Here is a 17,355-nt window from a genome sequence, read left to right as displayed (position 1 = left end):
TCACATGGCCCTACTCATCGCCATCGGTGGCGCGGTCCTCCTCGCGCTCATCCTGGTGCTCTTCGTGCTCTCCCGGATCAAGGTGGCCGGCCCGAACGAGGCGTTCATCGTCACCGGTCGCAAGGGCCGCACCACCCAGACCGCCGACGGCGGGCGGTCCACCGACAACTCCGGGCAGAAGGTCGTGCTGGGCGCCTCGGTCTTCGTGCTGCCGGTGGTGCAGAAGCTCCAGTCGCTCGACCTGTCCAGCCGGCGGATCGACGTCGGCATCCGGGGCGCCGTCAGCAAGCAGGGCATCCGCGCCGACCTGCACGGCGTGGCGATCGTCAAGGTCGGCGGCACCGAGGACGCGATCCGGGCCGCCGCACAACGGTTCCTGCACCAGCAGGACGAGATCGACAACTTCACGCGGGAGGTGCTGGCCGGCGCGCTGCGCTCGATCGTCGGCCGGCTCACCGTCGAGGAGGTCATCCGGGACCGGGCGGCGTTCGCCAGCGCGGTCGCCGAGGAGGCCGAGCACTCGATGACCAACCAGGGTCTGGTGTTGGACACCTTCCAGCTCCAGGACATCCTCGCCGAAGGCTCCTACCTTCAGGACCTGGGCCGACCCGAGGCCGCCCGGGTACTCAAGGACGCGGCGATCGCCGAGGCCCGGGCCCGGCAGCAGGCCGAGCAGGAGCGGCTGCTCGCCGAGGAGGCCATCGCCGAGGCGAACCGCAACCTGGCCCTCAAGCAGGCCGGCATCCAGGCCGAGATCGACGCCGCGAAGGCGAAGTCCGCGGCGGCCGGACCGCTCGCCCAGGCCGAGCGGGACCAGGCGATCCTCTCCGAACAGCAGAAGGTGGCCGAGCGCAACGCCGAACTCAAGCAGCGCCAACTCGACACCGAGGTTCGCAAGCCGGCCGACGCGGCCCGGTACAAGGTGGAGCAGGAGGCCGAGGCGTCCCGAGCAGCGGCGGTGCTGCACGCCGACGCGCAGCGTCAGTCCGTCATCGCCGCCGCGCAGGCTTCCGCCGAGCAGGCCCGCCTCACCGGTGAGGGTGAGCGGGCCCGGCGGGCCGCGCTCGCCGAGGCCAACGCCATCGAGGGCGCCAAGGAGGGTGAGGCCGAGCAGCGGCGACGCTCCGCCATCGCCGAGGCCGTGGAGCGGGAAGGCCAGGCCGAGGCCGCGGCCATCCTCGCCAAGGGTGAGGCCGAGGCCGACGCGATGGCGCGCAAGGCCGAGGCGTTCGCCGCGTACGGAGAGGCAGCCGTGCTGGACCTGCTGGTCAAGGTGCTGCCGCAGGTCGTCGAGGCGGCCAGTGCGCCGATCGGGGCGATCGACAAGATGACCGTCATCTCCACCGACGGCGCGTCGTCGCTCACCAAGTCGGTGGCCGGCAACGTGGCCCAGGGCCTCCAGCTCGGCAGCGACCTCACCGGGATCGACCTGCCCGGCCTGCTGGCGCGGCTCGGTGCCGGACGGGCCGACGCCACCGCGCCGGCCACCGGGGTCGACACGGTGGACGGCAGGACCGTCTCGCGCTGAGCCCGAGGGGCCCGCCGACCGTCAGGCTCTGGCCTGCCCCGGATGACCCACGAACGGCCGGCGCCCGCCGGCACCACCTCCCGAGGGAGGGGTGCCGGCGGGCGCCGGTGGTAATTCCGTGGCTGGTTCAGGCGAGGTTCATGACGAACCGCTCGCCCGCCGAGAGGCCGAAGTCCGGACTCCAGAAGTCGAAGTCCTTGTTCGGGATCAGCTGGCTGGTGCCGGCGCTGCCGGCGCTGACCGCCTGCCCGTCGACGTTCGCGTAGATCCAGCCCGACCCGTCCGTGGTCCCGACACCCCGGTGCCAGAAGGTGAAGGCCTCCCAGGCATCGATCCTCGGGGCTGAGGCGAGCATCGGCTTCGATCCGGCACCGGTCGCCGAGACCCACTTGCCGTTGGCCAACGAACGCAGGCCGAAGTAGCCGTAGTAGTCCAGATCGAACAGCTCGAACTTCTCCCAGGTGCTGACCGACGCGACCAACGGGATCAACGGCTTGCTCCCGGCACCGTCAGCGGAGACGTACTTGCCGCTGGCGGCCGATTTGAAGCTGACGATCAGGTTCGTCTCGAGGTCGAACTTCTCCCAGGTGCTGGCGTTCGTCGCGCTGGCAATCAGCGGGCCACCGTTGCTGGGCGCACTGACGTACTTGTTGTTGACAGTGGCCCGCAGGCTCACCGTGCCGTCAATGTGGTGAACCAACTGGAACCTCTCCCAGGTGCTCACCGACGCGGCTGCGGCGATCAGTGGCTTGCTGCCGGCACCGTTGGCGCTGACGTACTTGCCGTTGACGTTCGCCCGCAGTGCGACCAAGCCGTTGCCGGCGTCGACGATGTCGAGCTTCTCCCAGCCGCCCAGCACCGGGCCGACGGCGGCCAGAGGCTTGCTGCCCGCACCGTCAGCCGAGACGAAATAGCCGTTGGAACGTGCCAGCAGGCCGTGCGAGGTACGCGCGGGAGAGAGGGCCGACGCGACGTTGAGCAGACGGTCCACCCCGCCCTGCGGGTTCAGCACTGCGCCAGCGAGCCCTCGGGTCACGATCGTGTTGCGCACCTGCGCCGGGGACCACGTCGGGTTCGACTGAAGCAGCAGCGCAGCGGCTCCGGCCACGTGCGGCGCCGCCATCGAGGTCCCGCTGAAGGCCACCGACCCGTCGGTGGTTCCGCTTGCCGCCGAGACGATGTCCACGCCCGGCGCCCAGACGTCGACACACGGGCCGTAGTTCGAATCGAAGTATTCGGTCGAGGCCCGACGGTCGATCCTGTCGGTGGCTCCGACGGTGATCGCCGCCGACACCCCGGCCGGGCTGTACGCGCAGGCATCGTCCGCTTCGTTGCCGGCGGCCACCGCGTAGGTGAGACCGGTGGCGATGGAGTTGCTGACCGCTGTGGAGATCGCCGAGTCCTCCGGCCCGCCGAGGCTCATGTTGACCACGGCAGGCTTCTGCGCGTTGGCGGTCACCCAGTCGATCCCGGACAGGACCTGCTCGGTGGTGCCAAAACCCTCGCAGTCGAGGACCCGGACGGCGACCAGGTTGGCGTTCTTGGCCACGCCGTACTTCGTGCCGCCGACGGTGCCCGCCACGTGCGTGCCGTGACCGTTGCAGTCCTGCGCCACATTGTCCTGGTCGACCGCGTCGTAGCCGTTCGAGGCACGGCCACCGAAGTCGCTGTGGCTGATGTCGATGCCGGTGTCCACGATGTACGCCTTCACCCCGGCACCGGTGTTGGGGTAGGTGTAGCTGCCGTTCAGCTTGGGCGAAACCTGATCGATCCGGTCCAGGCCCCAGGAGGGGGGCGCGCTCTGCGTTCCGCTCTTCTGGAAGCGGATCACCGGCTGCACGGATGCGACATCCGGGTCGGCGGCCAGCCGGCCGGCCTGCTTCGCGGTCATGGCGGCGGAGTAGCCGTTGACGGCGCTGCTGTACAGCCGACGGACACTGCCGCCGTTCTCCTTGGCCAGAGCCGAAGCGGCGGCCTTGATTTTGGCCGGGGTGGTCTTCTTGTCCTTGAGGACCACGATGTAGCGATCCGGTACGACCTCGGCGGGCTTGGCCTTGGCCAACCGGCCGTCCTGCTGGGGGGCCGTCAACTTGCTTGCGGGCTTCGGTGCCAGCGGAGCGGACGGTTCGGCCATGGCGGCCCCACCGGTCGCGGCGCTGACGATGATGGTTGCGGAAGCGAGAGCAAGGCTCGCCACCGCCGAGCGGCGTATCACGCCACGGCGTTTCACTAGGTGATCTCCCCGTTTGGTCGTCGCCCGTCCAATCCGGAGGGCCGGACGGGCGGTGGGGTCGGCGGCGGTGTCGATGCACCGGTAGCCGACGGACGCCCAGCCATCATGGACGACGATGAAAGCGCTACACCTCAGCCATTCGGTCGATCCGCTCGCGTTTCGTCGTCGACCGGACAGCTGTGCATCGCTGTCGGCCACCTGACGGGCTCCCGCCACCTCACGGCAGATCGCGCTACCCGACCAGCATCGAGGTTGAGCGCGTCAGCCGAGGATGCCCTCGGCGCGGGCCCAGCGCAGCAGCTCCGCCTCGGCGGCGTCGCGGTCCAGCGGGCCATGCTCGAGGCGTTGATCCTTGAGGTGCTTCCAGGCCCGCCCAACCACCGGCCCCGGCGGTACGCCGAGCAGTTCCATGATCGCGTTGCCGTCCAGGTCGGGTCGAACCCGCGCCAGGTCTTCCTCGGCCGCGATCCGGGCGATCCGGTCCTCCAGCGCGTCGTAGTCGGCCGCGAGCTGGGCGGCCTTGCGCCGGTTGCGGGTCGTGCAGTCGGAGCGGGTCAACTTGTGCAGGCGGGGCAGCAGGTCACCGGCGTCGGCGACGTAGCGGCGCACCGCCGAGTCGGTCCACTCGCCCCGCCCGTACCCGTAGAAGCGCAGGTGCAGCGCGACCAGCGCGGTCACCTGCGCGGTGACGTCCTTCGGGTAGCGCATCGCCTTCATGCGGGCCTTGGTCAGCCGGGCACCGACCACCTCGTGGTGGTGGAAGCTGACCCGACCGTCGGAACCGACCGCCTTCGTCGCCGGCTTGCCCACGTCGTGCAGGAGGGCGGCCATCCGCAGGATGAAGTCGCAGCCCTCCTCCTCGTAGGAGACCGCGTTCTCGACGACCGTCAACGTGTGCTCGTAGACGTCCTTGTGCTGGGCGTGCTCGTCGATCTCCAGCTTCAGCCCGGTCAGCTCCGGCAGGAACCGCTCGGCCAGCCCGGTGTCGACCAGCAGCCGCAGCCCGGTGATCGGGTCGGCGCCGCAGAGCAGCTTGGTGAACTCGTCGCGGATCCGCTCGGCGGTGATCCGGTCCAGGTCGGCGGCCATCTCGGTCATCGCCAGGTGCACGTCCGGGTGGACGGCGAAACGCAGCTGGGCGGCGAACCGGGCGGCACGCAGCATCCGCAGCGGGTCGTCGCCGAACGACTCACCAGGCGTACTCGGGGTACGGATCACCTTGGCCGACAGATCGTCCAGTCCACCGTGCGGGTCGGTGAACCGGTGGTCCGGCAGGCTGACCGCCATCGCGTTGATCGTGAAGTCGCGCCGCTTCAGGTCCTCGTCGAGGCTGGTGCCGTACACCACCACGGGGTTGCGGCTGACCTGGTCGTACGACTCCGCGCGGAAGGTGGTGATCTCCAGTCGGAGGCCGTCGCGCTGAGCGCCGATGGTGCCGAACTCCCGACCGGTCTCCCAGATCGACTCGGCCCAGCCCTTGATGATCCGCAGAGTCTCGTCGGGGTGCGCGTCGGTGCAGAAGTCGAGGTCATCCCCAAGTCGACCGAGCAGGGCATCCCGCACCGAACCGCCCACCAGATGCAACTCGTGACCGGCGCGGACGAAGCGGCGGCCCAACTCGTCGGCGACCGGGGACACCCGGAGCAGTTCGGCGACGGCGTTGCGCTGCGCGGCGGTGAGTTCGCGGCGGTCGGCGGCGTGAGGAGCGGAGGCTTCGGACATGGGATCACCAGCCTATCGGGCCGGGGTGTGATCCGATCCGCCGGGCGCGGGTAACGGGTGGGGGTTGACTATGGTCTGTGGCGTGCGGGTCGGTGTCCGACTCGACGTACCCCTGGGAGGCTGGAGATGAGCGGCGGGCTCTACCGCAGCGCCAACGCCGCGAACGATGGCGGCGCTGGCGCCCGTCCCGGGGACGGCGCCACCTTCATCTCCGCCGAGCCGCTGAACCAGCCGGCCATGGAGTCGACCGCGCCGCCGCAGGAGCAGGTGGGCGAGGCGAGCGCGGCGACCAACAGCGCGGTGATGGCGATCGGCAGCCTGGTCAGCCGGGGCACCGGCTTCCTGCGCACGTTGGCGCTGACCGCCGCGCTGGGTGGGGCGCTGGTGGGTGACGCGTACACCACCGCGCAGATCCTGCCCGGAATGGTCTACGAGTTCCTGCTCGGCGGCATCCTCACCAGCGTGTTGATCCCGGTGCTTGTCCGTCGGCGCAGGGTCGACACCGATGGCGGCCAGGCGTACGCCCAGCGGCTGCTGACCCTCGCGGTGCTGACCCTGGCGGGGGCGGCCCTGCTGGCCGTGCTGTCGGCCGGACTCCTGACCAAGCTCTACGCTGGCGAGAACACCGGCGAAGACTTCCGGGGCCTGGTCAAGGCACTGTCGTACCTGATGTTGCCGATGATCTTCTTCACCGGTCTCAGTGCGCTGATCAGCGCGGTGCTCAACACCCGGGGGCACTTCGCCGCGCCGATGTGGGCGCCGATCCTCAACAACATCGTGGTGATCGCCACCGCGGGCCTGTACATCGCGATCTTCGGCGCGAAGATCGTCAAGCCGGAGGACATGACCACCGGCCGGATTTTGCTGATCGGTGGCGGCACCCTGCTCGGCGTCGCGATCCAGGCCGCCGGCCTTTTGCCAGCGTTGCGCAAGGTCGGCTTCCGGTGGAAGTTCCGGTTCGACTTCCGCACCCTCGGGCTACGGGAGCTGGGGCGTCTCGGCGGCTGGATGTTCTGCTACGTAGCGGTGAGCCAGGTCGGCCTGATCGTGATGTTCAACCTGCTGAACCGGGCAGGCAAGGAGAACGCTGCCGGCCCGCTGATCTACAACAACGTGTTCCTGCTGCTGATGATGGCGCACGGCATCATCGCCGTATCGATCATCACTGCACTGATGCCCCGGATGAGCGCGGCCGCCGCCGACGGCCGGTACTCCGACGTCGCCGCCGACCTTTCCCGGGGCACGCGCACCGTCTCGGCGGTACTCGCCCCGATCGCGGTCTGCTACGCGGTACTGGCGACTCCGCTGGCCGTGACGCTGTTCCGCTACGGCGCGTTCACCGACGAGAACGCGGCGGACACCTCGCTGGTGCTGCTCGTGGCGGCGCTGGCGCTGGTGCCGTTCGCGATCAGCCAGCTCTTCACCTTCGCCTTCTACGCCCTGCCGGACACCCGCACCCCGGCGCTGATCAACATCCCGGTGGTCGCCCTGCGGATCGGCGTGCAGGTGGTGCTCTACGTCGCCTTCGCCGCCCACTTCGCTGCGGCCGGGATGATGATCGGCAACGCCGTGTCCTACCTGGCTGCCGCCTTCGCCTCGGCGTGGCTGCTGCGGCCCCGCGTAGGCCGGATCGGGATGGGTGCCATCCTGCGGACGCTCGGTCGAGTGGCGGTCGCCGCGTTGGGGGCCGCCCTGGTCGGCCTCCTCGTCGTGAGTCTTCTGCCTGGCGGCGACAGGCCAAGTTGGATGCAGGCTGTCGTGCAGCTCGTGATCGGCGGCGTGGTGATCGGCGGGACCTACCTGGGTCTGGCCATGCTGCTGCGGATCGGGGAGATCACCGAGGTGGTCGGGATGGTTCGCCGACGGCTCGGTCGCTGAACGTCCGCATTCGATTACAACAAGTTGACAGTCATACGGACTGTGACGACGGATCACCAGGCTGGGGATGCGCCTGTGGATAACTCCGCGATTCGCCGGTCAACCGCCGCTTCGGCCTGTGGATAACCAACCGTACGGCTGAGGGTGGCGACCCGATCGGTGGGAACGTACGAGGTAGCGCAAGCGGCACGCCAGCCCAGCCCCGGCGTCGGTCACTTGCGGCGAAGCCGTAGATTAGCTAGTACATGTGCCAGCAACGTGGCTGACAACGGTCGTAACCGGACGACCTCTTCGACAGCCGGAACCCCGCCAGGTACGGCGGGAAGATGACATGTCGGAGAGACGGGCAACCCGGGTAAGGTCGCTCTCGACGGGTACGGCAGGGGCCGACGCTGGGCGTCGACACCGGTCGGCCGGTTCCTTCAACGGCAGAGCGGGAAGCCACATGCCCAGCAGTTCGGGTTCATCGATCGACACGATCACCGAGGGAGGACGGGTGACCCAGGTCGGCGAGGGTCAGGAGGCGGACGAAAGCGCTCCTCCGGTCATGACCTTCGGTGCTCCCACGGCCGGTGAAGTCCTCGCCGAGCGGTACGAACTGGTTGAGCACATCAACAACGACAGTGCGGGTCGGCTGGTCTGGCGCGGGGTCGATGTCATCCTGCGCCGTCCCGTTGCCGTGGTGCTGCGTTACCCGGGTGGCGACTCCGCCACCGAAATGCTTCAGGCCGCCGTCGCGGCCAGCCGGGTCATCCACCCCAACCTGGTCGGCGTCTACGACGCGATCGACGAGGCCGACCGGGCGTACGTGGTGCGCGAGTGGGTCGACGGGCAGTCCCTGCGGGACCTGGCGACCGACGGCCCCCTGGACCCGGCTCGGGCCACCGCGATCGGCAACGCCGTCGCGAGCGCGCTCGCCGCGGTGCACGCCACCGGCATGGTGCACGGCAACGTCCACCCCGGCACCGTCATGATCAGTGATGAGGGCCGGGTGGTCCTGGCCGACGCCCGCACCGACGGCGCCGACAGCCAGGAGAACGACATCCGGGCGGTCGGCGGGGTCCTCTACTTTGCGCTGACCGGCTCGTGGCCGCACACCGAGGCACCACTGCACGGCGCCACCGCCGGCCACGGCCGCGCCGCGATCCCGGACGCTGTTCGGGACGCCGGGGGTGCCATCGCGGCACCGCGCCAGGTTCGGGCGGGCGTTCCGGCGTACCTGGACGACCTGACCATGGATCTGCTCGACGCCGAGATCGCGCCGCCGTCCTCCGACGTGCTCGCCGCCGAGTTGGCGCGACTGGACGTGCCGGCCGAGGACGAGCACTACCTCGACAACAGCGGGCCACTGCGGTTCGCCGCCGAGACCGGGGAAGAGCCGTCGCCGCTGGCCGCGGCCGGGGGTCGCAAGGTCGCCGTCGGCATCGCTGGCCTGCTGGCCGTCGCCCTGGTCGGTCTGCTGATCGGGATCATCGCCCTGGGCGGCGACGACAAGGACCCGCAGTCCAACCCGGTCGCCGCGCCGACCTCCAGTGCCCCGGCCGGCGACGCCACCCCGGCCGCCGCGACGGCCCGCAAGCTGACAGTGAAGGACGTCCGGATCATCGACCCGGACAGCAAGGACCGCAGTGAGGTCGACGGCGCCGAGAAGGTCATCGACGGTGACGATGACAAGGGCTGGGAGACCGAGACCTACCGCGACCGGCCCAACTTCGGCAACCTGAAGAAGGGCATGGGCGTCTGGATCGACCTCGGCCAGCCGCACACCGTCAAGTCCGTGCAGGCAGTGCTGTCGGCCACCAACGCGTCCGCCCAGCTGTTCGCCGGCACTACCAACCCGCCGTCCAGCTCCAACGGTGACAAGCAGTTGGTCGCGAGCTACAAGACCGCCATCGGCCAGCCGTTCGAGGACCACGACGGCACCACCATGACGTTCAACGGCTTCGACGCCGACCAGAAATACCAGTACCTGCTGTTCTGGATCACCGAGTTGGCTCCGGCCGAGGGTGGGTTCAAGCTGGGGGTGCAGGAGATTACGGTCCAGGGGTCGTGAGCCGGGCCCCACGATCCGGGCACCGCACGCACTGGACGCGGTGATGGACGAGCGCGCCGCCGCGAGAGACCTGGAGCTGCTGCGCGCGCACGTCGCGGGAGACCGGGACGCCTTCACCGAACTGTTCCACCGGCACCGGGACCGGTTGTGGGCGGTGGCCCTGCGGACGCTCGGCGACCGCGAGGAGGCAGCCGACGCACTCCAGGACGCCCTGCTGTCGGCGCATCGGGCGGCGGCCCGCTTCCGCGGCGACTCCGCTGTCACCACCTGGCTGCACCGGATCGTGGTCAACGCCTGCCTGGACCGGATCCGACGCCGGCAGGCGCACCCCACGGTGCCGCTGCCGGACGGCAACCGGGCCGACGACGGCACCGGCGGGCTCGAGCCGGCGGCACCGGCAGTGGACCACGACACAGTGCTGGTGGTCCGTGAGGCGCTCGCCGCGCTGCCCCTTGAGCAACGCGCCGCGCTGGTGCTGGTCGACGTACAGGGCTATCCGGTCGCCGAGGTCGCCCGCATCCTCGGTGTCGCCGAGGGCACTGTGAAGAGCCGGTGCGCCCGGGGTCGGGCGCGGCTGGCCGTGCTGCTCGGGCATCTTCGCCCCGCCACCGTCGCGACGCCTTCGGCCCGACCGGACCCCACCGCCCCGATCACGGGCGTGCCCGGCGTCACGCCGGGGAACCACGGCCCGGTGGAGGGCGTCGGATCGGGGTCAGGTCGATACCGGCGGGACGCCAACCAGGAGGACACGTGACGACCGAGGGGTTCCGGGAGGTCGACATCGACCTCCTCGCTGACTACCTCGGCGGGGCGTTGGACGGCACCCCGCAGCAGGACGAGGTCGCCCGACTGGTCTCGGCGGACCCGTCCTGGGCCGAGGCGTACGCGCTGCTGGCCCCCGCCGTGACCGAGGTCCGGACGGACCTCACCCGCTGGGCCGAGCCGTCCCCGGAGATGCCGTCGGCGATCACCGACCGCCTCCTGGCCGCGTTGGCCTCGGCGGAGCCGACGACCGACACCTCGACCGAGGAGGCACCCGCCGGCGCGCCCAGCGTCGATCGGGACGGCGACGCGGCGACCCCGTTGGTCGTACCGGCGCAGGGCGGGGCCGGTCGCCGGCCTCCCGCCCCCACGTCCGGCGGGTCGGGGCGCTGGGCGTCCACCGGCCCGGGCCGTCGCCGGCGCGGCTGGGCCCGCCGTGGCGCACCCGTGGCCGCCGCCGCGATCGCCGTCATCGCCGTCGCGCTGGGCCTCAACCAGCTCTCGATGCGGGCGTCGAACGACTCCGGTGACACCACCGCCATGAACCGGCCGGCCAGCGCGCCGGAGGGCGTCGCGGGGCCCGGGACGGCACGCACCACCGGGCCGGCACTGCGCAGCGGTACGAACTACACCCCGCAGACCCTCGGCAACGCCTACGGCACCGACGCCCCAGGCAAACCGGCTGCCAGTCGGGCGACCGGCAACAGCCCGGGCGAGCAGCCGGAGGTGGATGCCGAGGGCGAGCGCCGTCCCTCGCCCGACGGGTCGGACCAGCTGGCCCGGCTTACCGACGACGCCGCGCTGACCGGCTGTCTGGCCAGCGTCGCGACGGAGCACGGATCGGCCCCACTGGTGGTCGAGGTGATCGACTACGCGCGGTTCCAGGGCGATCAGGCGCTGGTCATCCACTTCACCGACGCGACCGGCGCCCGGTGGGCCTGGGTGAGTGGCCCGGAGTGCGGAGTGCCTGGGTCCGGCTCGGACAGCCGGTATTCGGCGCGGGTAGGGTGAATCCACGGTCAATGGCACGATGACCCCCCACGTGACCTGACCCACCGGATGCCCGGCTCGGGAATCCCCGGTTCGTACGATGACGTTCTGGAAGTCAGCTGCCGGCCCCACCCAGGCGTCGGCAACTCGGATCAGCATCGGTGCTCGCGCCGACGCCGAACACACACAACTCGGGAGACGGCAGTGGACGAGGTCCGCAACCTGATCATCATCGGCTCCGGGCCGGCCGGCTACACAGCGGCGGTCTACGCCGCACGTGCCAACCTGAAGCCGCTGATCATTGAGGGCGTGCAGTCCGGTGGCGCGCTGATGACCACGACCGAGGTGGAAAACTTTCCCGGCTTCGCCGACGGCATCCTCGGCCCCGAGCTGATGGACAACATGCGCAAGCAGGCCGAGCGGTTCGGCGCCGAGTTCCTCACCGACGACGTGACCCGCGTCGAGCTGGTGGACACCGGCGACGCCGGCTCCGGCGCGGTGAGCACCGTCTGGGTTGGCGAGACCGCCTACCGGGCGCGATCCATCATCCTCTCCACCGGTTCGGCCTGGCGTCCGCTGGGCGTGCCCGGTGAGCAGGAGTTCCTGGGCCACGGCGTCTCCGCGTGTGCCACCTGTGACGGCTTCTTCTTCCGCAACCAGCAGATCGTGGTCGTCGGCGGCGGCGACTCCGCGATGGAGGAGGCCACCTTCCTCACCCGCTTCGCGGAGTCGGTGACCATCATCCACCGCCGCGACTCGTTCCGGGCCAGCAAGATCATGGCCGACCGGGCGCTGAGCAACGAGAAAATCAAGGTCGAGTGGAACAGCACCGTCGAGGAGATCCTCGGCGAGGACGGCAAGGTCACCGGGGTACGCGTCCGCAACGTGCACACCGGCGAGACCAAGGTGATGGACGTGACAGGCGTCTTCGTCGCCATCGGTCACGACCCTCGCAGCGAGCTGTTCCAGGGCCAGGTCGAGCTGGACGACGAGGGCTACGTGAAGGTCCACGCCCCGAGCACCCGCACCAACGTGCCCGGTGTCTTCGCCGCCGGCGACGTGGTCGACCACACCTACCGTCAGGCGATCACCGCGGCCGGCACCGGTTGTGCCGCCGCGCTCGACGCCGAGCGGTTCATCGCGACGCTCAGCTGAAACAAGGAACACATCCCGGAGGAGGGGCATAGTGGGAACAACCAAGGCGGTCACCGACAAGAGCTTCGTCGCTGACGTGCTGCAGGCCGACAAGCCGGTGCTGGTGGACTTCTGGGCGGAGTGGTGCGGGCCCTGCCGCAAGGTGTCGCCGCTGCTCGAGGAGATCGCCCGGGAGATGGGTGACCAGGTCACCATCGTCAAGCTCAACATCGACGAGAACCCGGAGACCGCGCGGGCCTACCGGGTGATGTCGGTGCCGACGCTCACCGTCTTCAAGAACGGCCAGCCGGTGCAGTCGATCGCCGGTGCCAAGCCGAAGGGCGAGCTGGTCCGGCTCATCGAGTCGGCCCTCTGACCAGCAGAAACATCAACCGAACCCCGTACCCGCTCGCCGGGTGCGGGGTTCGGTGTCTTCGTCGGCGTATTTCTCGGCCCCAGCCTCCTCGCCGCCCCGGAACGCATAGCCTCAAGCCTGGGCCGCCCGGCCAGCCAGCGTCGTGCAGAGGGGGTCGTGCGTGCGTCCGATCCGACCCGGTGACCGGGGACCCGCGGTCACGGAGATCCGTACCATCCTGACCGGCCTCGAACTGCTGGCCGCCGCCGGCCCGCAAACCGACGAGTTCGACCTCGACACCGAGCGGGCCGTGCGCGCGTTCCAGCAGTCGCGCGGGCTCAGTGTGGACGGCCGGGTCGGCGCGGAGACCTGGCGAGCCCTGGATGCCGCCCGTTGGCGGCTCGGCGCCCGCACGCTCTACCACGCGGTCCCCGAGCCCCTCACCGGCGAGGACGTCCGGTCGCTACAGGAGCGACTGCTGGAGATGGGGTACGACGTGGGCCGCGCGGACGCCATCTACGGTGTCCGGACGTCGAGGGCGGTGGCCCAGTTCCAGCGTGAGGTCGGGCTCACCCCGGACGGCTCCTGCGGCCCACACACAATGAACGCGCTCCGCCGGATCGGCCGCAAGGTGGTCGGTGGCCGCCCGCAGTGGCTCCGCGAATCCGACGCGATCCGGCAGTCCGGGCCGGCGTTGGTCGGCAAGACGGTCGTCATCGACCCGGGGCACGGCGGCACCGACCCCGGAATGGTGGTGCCGGACGGCTCGCTGCGCTGGACCGAGGCGGACCTGGTGCACGACCTGGCCAGCCGACTGGAGGGGCGACTCGCCGCCTCCGGGGTGCGGGTGCAGCTCACCCGGGGCCCGTCGCCAGACAGTTGCCTGCCGGACACCGACCGGGCCCTGCTCGCCAACTCGCTCGGCGCCGACGTGTTCATCTCGCTGCACCTAGACGGCCACGCCAACCCGGACGCGGAGGGCGTCGCGACCTACCACTACGGCACCGACAACGGGGTGACCTCGGCGACCGGTGAACGCCTGGCCGGTCTGGTGCAGCGGGAGATCGTCGCTCGCACCGGGCTGCGGGACTGCCGTACCCACGCCAAGACGTGGGAGTTGCTGCGACTGACGCGGATGCCCGCCGTCCGGGTCGAGGTCGGCTACCTCACCTCGCCGACGGACCGCGCCCACCTTGTCGACCCCCGGTTCCGGGACCGGGTGGTGGAGGCGATCGTGGCCGCGGTGCAGCGGATGTACTACCCCATCGAACGAGACGTCCCGACCGGATCGCTCGACGTCAGCGAACTGCGTGCCGTGGTGACCGCCGGCACTGTGCTGGACTGATTCGACGCCGGGCGTCAGCCGTTGGTGGAGCGGGTGGCCGGGGCCGGACGGACCGGCCGGAGCAGGGTCTCCGGGCTCATCGACCCGAGCAGCTTCTCCAGCGCGTACTCGACGTCGGACTTCCAACTCAGCGCCGTACGCAGCTCAAGACGCAACCGAGGGAAGCGCGGATGCGGACGTACGGTCTTGAAGCCCACGGAGAGGAAGAAGTCGACCGGGGCCACGCAACCGCCGGCGGGGTCGTCCGCGTCGCCGAACTTGGCGTCGCCGAACGCCTCGATCGCCTTGATCCCACGCTTGGTCAGGTCCCGGGCGACACCCTGCACGAGCATCCGGCCCAACCCGCCGCCGGAGAACGCGGCTACCACGTTGGCGGTCATCAACAGTGCCGCGTCCGCGGAGACCGGTGAGGTCGGGAACGCCATCGAACGGGGCACGTAGGCGGGCGGGGCGTACATCACGAAGCCGGCCGGCATGCCGTCGACGTACGCGAGTTTGCCGCAGGAGCCCCACTCCAGCAGCGTCTGGGAGACCCATGCCTCTTTCTCCAGGCCCGGATCGCCAGCGGCACAGGCCCGGTCCGCGGAGACCGGATCGAGCTCCCAGTAGACGCACTGCCGGCACGGGCGCGGGAGGTCTTCCAACGTGTCGAGGGTCAGGCTGACCAGACGTCGCGACATATGGCGCATCCCCACAATAGGCTCGGTGGTGAGACCGGCATGGAACGACAGCGCCGCCTTCCTGCCCCCGACGAGCGATCGTACGCCGCCGATCGGAGATGCGGGAGGGGACTCGCGAATGCCCAGCGCAACGGGGGACGCCGAGGACGGTCCGCCATGTGGTCGATCTGCTGCGGCACGGCGGCAGCACCACTCCGGCGGACTAGGATCGACAATCGGTGTGTCCGCCGCCATGGTCAGCGGTGTGCGGGGTACCCGGGGCGGGAGCCACTCGAGCAGCGATCGAGGTGAGGTCATGACCGGCACGACACTCGACGACTACACCGACCGGTACGCCCGGCGGGTACGCGGGATGACCGCCTCCGAGATCCGAGCACTGTTCGCGGTGGCCAGTCGTCCGGAGGTCGTCTCGCTCGCCGGTGGCGCACCGTACATCGCCGCCCTTCCGCTGGACGCGGTCGGCGAGATGCTCGGCCGGCTCGGCTCCGAGCACGGCGTGACCACCCTTCAGTACGGCATTGGTCAGGGCACCCTCGAGCTGCGCGAACGGATCTGCGAGGTGATGTCGCTCTCCGGGATCGACGCCGCCTGCGGTGCTTCCCCCGAGGACGTCGTGGTCACCGTGGGCGGGCAACAGGCACTGGACCTGGTGGCCCGGCTCTTCCTCGACCCGGGCGACGTGGTGCTCGCCGAGGGGCCGACGTACGTCGGTGCGCTCGGCGTGTTTCAGGCGGCCCAGGCGCAGGTCGTCCACGTACCGATGGATGCGGACGGGCTGATCCCGGAGGCGCTGGAGGCGGCCATCGCCGACCTGGCCCGCGCGGGCCAGCGGGTCAAGTTCCTCTACACGATCCCCACCTACCAGAACCCGACCGGCGTGACGCTCAGCGAGGAGCGCCGGGAACGAGTGCTCGACATCTGCGAGCGCGCCGGCCTGCTCGTCGTCGAGGACGACCCGTACGGCCAACTGGGGTTCGAGGGTGAGGCCCCGGCTCCTCTGCGGGCCCGCCGCCGCGACGGCGTCTTCTACCTCAGCACCTTCTCCAAGACCTTCGCCCCCGGGCTGCGGGTCGGCTGGATCCTGGCGCCGCACGCGGTCCGCGACAAACTGGTCATCGCCAACGAGGCGCAGATCCTCTGCCCCAGCGGTTTCGCCCAGGCCGCAGTGGCCACCTACCTGAGCACGATGCCCTGGCGGCAGCAGCTCAAGGTCTATCGCGAGGTCTACCGGGAACGCCGCGACGCCCTGCTCGACGCGATGGCCGACCTGATGCCCGAGGGCACCAGCTGGACCACCCCGGCCGGCGGTCTCTTCGTGTGGGCCAGCCTGCCCGACGGGCTCGACTCGAAGGCCATGATGCCGCGAGCGGTCGCCGCCCGGGTCGCCTACGTTCCCGGCACCGGCTTCTACGCCGACGGCACCGGCACCGACGCCATGCGGCTCAACTTCAGCTTCCCGCCGCCGGAACGGATCCGCGAGGGCGTCCGCCGGCTGGCCGGTGTGATGGAGCAGGAGATCGCCATGCGCCGGGTCTTCGGTGCCGTGGGTGGTGCCGCCGGCCGACGCGGCCGGGCCGGCTCCGACGTGCCCGGGCCCGACTTGGCATGATGCCGGCATGGCTACGACCGCCGAGCACCTCCTCGTGACCGACTCCGCCGCCTCGGCCGACCTGCGCGTCGTGGTGCTCGCCGGTGGGCTCTCCTACGAACGGGACGTGTCGCTGCGCTCCGGTCGTCGGGTGCTCGACGCGCTGCGCGCCGTCGGGGTGGAGGCCGAGCTGCGCGACGCGGACGTGGCGCTGCTGCCGTCGCTCGCGGCCGACCCGCCGGACGCGGTGGTGATCGCACTGCACGGCGCGACCGGCGAGGACGGCTCACTGCGCGGGGTGCTGGATCTGTGCGACGTCCCGTACGTCGGCTGCGACGCTCGGGCCTCCCGGGTCGCCTGGGACAAGCCCTCGGCCAAAGCGGTGCTCCGCGAGGCCGGCATCCCCACCCCCGACTGGGTGGCGCTCCCGCACGATCGTTTCTCCGAGCTCGGCGCGGTCGCCGTCCTGGACCGGATCGTCGACCGTCTGGGCGTACCCCTGATGGTGAAGCCGGCGCAGGGCGGGTCCGGGCTGGGCGGGGCTGTGGTCCGGGACGCCGCCGCGCTGCCCGCCGCGATGGTCGGCTGCTTCGCGTACTACTCCACGGCGCTCGTGGAGCGGTACGTGCCGGGGATGGATGTGGCGGTCTCCGTCGTCGACCTCGGCGACGGCCCGCAGGCGCTGCCGCCGGTGGAGATCGTGCCGCGCAACGGCGTGTACGACTACGCCGCCCGTTACACAGCAGGGCGGACCACCTGGCACGCCCCCGCCCGGCTGGACCCGGAGGTGGCTGCCACGGTCGCTGACGTGGCCCTCGCCGCGCACACCGCGCTCGGTCTACGGGATCTCTCCCGCGTCGACGTGATCGTGGACGCAGCCGGCCAGCCGCACGTGCTGGAGGTCAACGTCTCGCCAGGGATGACGGAGACGTCACTGCTCCCGCTCGCCGTGCAGGCGGCCGGGCTGGACTTCGGCCGACTCCTCGGCACCCTGGTCGCCCGAGCAGCCGCCCGCCTCACCAGGCACTGACCTACCCGCCAACCCGTTCGACCGAGCGGACCACCCGCCGGACGACCATGAGGTTGG

13 protein-coding genes are annotated in these 17,355 nt (G+C 70.6%); 10 read left to right on the top strand and 3 right to left on the bottom strand.

Features of this window, described 5'->3' with window-relative positions; genetic code table 11:
• Positions 1 to 4: 4 nt before the first annotated feature.
• Positions 5 to 1,528, top strand: coding sequence for an SPFH domain-containing protein (locus tag ABZ794_RS10215; RefSeq protein WP_357515116.1), 1,524 nt, complete (start codon positions 5 to 7; stop codon positions 1,526 to 1,528).
• 127 nt (positions 1,529 to 1,655) lie between these two features.
• On the opposite strand, the gene ABZ794_RS10210 is transcribed toward ABZ794_RS10215, so the two are convergent.
• Both ABZ794_RS10210 and ABZ794_RS10205 read right to left on the bottom strand, forming a co-directional pair.
• Positions 1,656 to 3,758 (bottom strand): S8 family serine peptidase, encoded by a 2,103-nt coding sequence (locus tag ABZ794_RS10210; RefSeq protein WP_357515114.1) that lies wholly within the window; start codon positions 3,756 to 3,758, stop codon positions 1,656 to 1,658.
• Between the two features lie 264 nt (positions 3,759 to 4,022).
• Positions 4,023 to 5,483, bottom strand: coding sequence for a CCA tRNA nucleotidyltransferase (locus ABZ794_RS10205; protein WP_357515112.1), 1,461 nt, complete (start codon positions 5,481 to 5,483; stop codon positions 4,023 to 4,025).
• 126 nt (positions 5,484 to 5,609) lie between these two features.
• Here ABZ794_RS10205 and murJ point away from each other — a divergent pair, with 126 nt between their 5' ends.
• From murJ to ABZ794_RS10170, 7 genes are all read left to right on the top strand, one after another.
• On the top strand, positions 5,610 to 7,361 hold the full coding sequence (gene murJ / locus ABZ794_RS10200; RefSeq protein WP_238687924.1) for a murein biosynthesis integral membrane protein MurJ: 1,752 nt from the start codon (positions 5,610 to 5,612) through the stop codon (positions 7,359 to 7,361).
• A gap of 445 nt (positions 7,362 to 7,806) precedes the next feature.
• Complete coding sequence (locus tag ABZ794_RS10195) at positions 7,807 to 9,414, top strand: protein kinase family protein (protein ID WP_210782078.1); 1,608 nt, start codon at positions 7,807 to 7,809, stop codon at positions 9,412 to 9,414.
• Between the two features lie 43 nt (positions 9,415 to 9,457).
• Positions 9,458 to 10,168 (top strand): RNA polymerase sigma factor SigM, encoded by a 711-nt coding sequence (gene sigM, locus ABZ794_RS10190; protein WP_210782080.1) that lies wholly within the window; start codon positions 9,458 to 9,460, stop codon positions 10,166 to 10,168.
• Entirely contained in the window at positions 10,165 to 11,187 is a 1,023-nt protein-coding gene (locus ABZ794_RS10185; RefSeq protein ID WP_357515108.1) for a hypothetical protein, read from the top strand. The genes sigM and ABZ794_RS10185 overlap by 4 nt, the downstream gene beginning before the upstream one ends.
• A gap of 183 nt (positions 11,188 to 11,370) precedes the next feature.
• Positions 11,371 to 12,321, top strand: coding sequence for a thioredoxin-disulfide reductase (gene trxB / locus ABZ794_RS10180; protein ID WP_091396582.1), 951 nt, complete (start codon positions 11,371 to 11,373; stop codon positions 12,319 to 12,321).
• 31 nt (positions 12,322 to 12,352) lie between these two features.
• The gene (trxA, locus tag ABZ794_RS10175) at positions 12,353 to 12,676 is read left to right on the top strand and encodes a thioredoxin (RefSeq protein WP_030331849.1); all 324 of its coding nucleotides are present in this window, start codon (positions 12,353 to 12,355) and stop codon (positions 12,674 to 12,676) included.
• Between the two features lie 160 nt (positions 12,677 to 12,836).
• On the top strand, positions 12,837 to 14,000 hold the full coding sequence (locus ABZ794_RS10170; RefSeq protein WP_210782083.1) for an N-acetylmuramoyl-L-alanine amidase: 1,164 nt from the start codon (positions 12,837 to 12,839) through the stop codon (positions 13,998 to 14,000).
• 14 nt (positions 14,001 to 14,014) lie between these two features.
• On the opposite strand, the gene ABZ794_RS10165 is transcribed toward ABZ794_RS10170, so the two are convergent.
• The gene (locus ABZ794_RS10165; RefSeq protein WP_091396576.1) at positions 14,015 to 14,680 is read right to left on the bottom strand and encodes a GNAT family N-acetyltransferase; all 666 of its coding nucleotides are present in this window, start codon (positions 14,678 to 14,680) and stop codon (positions 14,015 to 14,017) included.
• 295 nt (positions 14,681 to 14,975) lie between these two features.
• On the opposite strand from ABZ794_RS10165, the gene ABZ794_RS10160 reads away from it, so the two are divergent.
• Entirely contained in the window at positions 14,976 to 16,289 is a 1,314-nt protein-coding gene (locus ABZ794_RS10160) for a PLP-dependent aminotransferase family protein (RefSeq protein ID WP_210782085.1), read from the top strand.
• A gap of 7 nt (positions 16,290 to 16,296) precedes the next feature.
• Entirely contained in the window at positions 16,297 to 17,298 is a 1,002-nt protein-coding gene (locus ABZ794_RS10155) for a D-alanine--D-alanine ligase (RefSeq protein ID WP_357515105.1), read from the top strand.
• Positions 17,299 to 17,355 lie beyond the last annotated feature (57 nt).

It is taken from the genome of Micromonospora sp. NPDC047187, from assembly GCF_040643355.1.
GTDB lineage: Bacteria > Actinomycetota > Actinomycetes > Mycobacteriales > Micromonosporaceae > Micromonospora > Micromonospora salmantinae.
Note: the sequence above shows the minus strand (reverse complement) of the source record. Positions and strands in the feature narration are given on the sequence as shown.

Coding starts and splice junctions, on each gene's coding strand:
- ABZ794_RS10195 (WP_210782078.1), top strand. CDS start 7,807: ATGCCCAGCAGTTCGGGTTCATCGATCGACACGATCACCGAGGGAGGA.
- sigM (WP_210782080.1), top strand. CDS start 9,458: ATGGACGAGCGCGCCGCCGCGAGAGACCTGGAGCTGCTGCGCGCGCAC.
- ABZ794_RS10205 (WP_357515112.1), bottom strand. CDS start 5,483: ATGTCCGAAGCCTCCGCTCCTCACGCCGCCGACCGCCGCGAACTCACC.
- ABZ794_RS10160 (WP_210782085.1), top strand. CDS start 14,976: ATGACCGGCACGACACTCGACGACTACACCGACCGGTACGCCCGGCGG.
- ABZ794_RS10215 (WP_357515116.1), top strand. CDS start 5: ATGGCCCTACTCATCGCCATCGGTGGCGCGGTCCTCCTCGCGCTCATC.
- ABZ794_RS10165 (WP_091396576.1), bottom strand. CDS start 14,680: ATGTCGCGACGTCTGGTCAGCCTGACCCTCGACACGTTGGAAGACCTC.
- ABZ794_RS10155 (WP_357515105.1), top strand. CDS start 16,297: ATGGCTACGACCGCCGAGCACCTCCTCGTGACCGACTCCGCCGCCTCG.
- murJ (WP_238687924.1), top strand. CDS start 5,610: ATGAGCGGCGGGCTCTACCGCAGCGCCAACGCCGCGAACGATGGCGGC.